1 protein-coding gene is annotated in these 445 nt (G+C 68.5%); it reads left to right on the top strand.

What is annotated here, in order from left to right; all coding sequences use genetic code 11:
* Positions 1-445: sigma-54-dependent transcriptional regulator (locus C1I95_RS37490; protein WP_146605965.1), on the top strand; the 445-nt coding region annotated here is incomplete at both ends.

The following is a 445-nucleotide window of genomic DNA, read 5'->3' as shown; positions in this document are numbered from 1 at the left end:
ACCTGCGCCTGCCGGGCGCGAGCGGCCTGGACGTGCTCACGCACTGCCAGTCGTTTGGCACGGGCATTCCCGTGGTGCTTGTCACCGGCCATGGCGACATCACGATGGCCGTGCAGGCCATGCGCGAAGGCGCGTTCGACTTCATCGAGAAGCCGTTTCCCGCCGAACGCTTGACCGAGACGGTGCGTCGCGCCGTCGAACGCCGCGCGCTGGAGTTGGAAAACCGCGCACTGCGTCGTGAACTGGCCGGCCCGGCGGCTGGCACGCGCATCATCGGGCGCTCACCAGCGATGGCCGCCGTACGCGCGCTGATCGAGAACGTCGCGACCACCGATGCGCCGGTGCTCATCAACGGCGAGACCGGCACGGGCAAGGAACTCGTCGCGCGCAGTCTGCACATGCTCTCGCCGCGTCACGACAAGCCGTTCATCGCGCTGAACTGCGG

The organism is Micromonospora craterilacus (assembly GCF_003236315.1).
Lineage (GTDB): Bacteria > Actinomycetota > Actinomycetes > Mycobacteriales > Micromonosporaceae > Micromonospora > Micromonospora craterilacus.
Note: the sequence above shows the minus strand (reverse complement) of the source record. Positions and strands in the feature narration are given on the sequence as shown.